Raw genomic sequence first — 503 nt, forward strand, 5'->3', positions numbered from 1 at the left:
CTCGGTTCGGGCTTGGGCTCGCCGATGGCCTTCAGCGTGGTCATGTTCCCCTCGACGATGTACTTGTCGCCATCGGGGCCGATCTCGGGCATGTCTTCCAGCCGGCACCAGTCGTTGGCATTGATGACACCGTTTCGGCGCTGGATCTGCAGGCCTTCCTGGCGGCTCTTGAAGTCGCCGCGCAGCAGGCCCTTCAGATCCATCTTGTTATAGCAATTGGTCGCGCGGCGGCCGAATAGCTTGAAGTCGCCTTCTTGCTCCATGCGCAGCACCCAGGGCGTGACGCTGTCGACGACGACTTCGATGGACTGGTGCTCGATGTTCGTGAAGGTGGCGCGCAGCAGGTGCATGACTTTGTGGGGCGGCACGCCAAACCAGCGGCAGATTTCCTCCACCTGGTGCTGGCGGGTCTCGATGAACTGGGCCGCGTCGGGCTCGACGCTGACCTTCTGCGCCTTCATGCCGGCGTCCAGGATGGCGATGCGGCTGGACTTGGCGGGGCC

General features: G+C 63.6%; 1 protein-coding gene. It reads right to left on the reverse strand.

The window, feature by feature from the left end:
- The coding region (locus tag ABGI63_RS25790; RefSeq protein ID WP_349745376.1) for a phage portal protein at positions 1–503 on the reverse strand (503 nt) is incomplete at both ends.

The sequence above is a fragment of the Roseateles cavernae genome (genome assembly GCF_040187885.1).
Lineage (GTDB): Bacteria > Pseudomonadota > Gammaproteobacteria > Burkholderiales > Burkholderiaceae_C > Roseateles_E > Roseateles_E cavernae.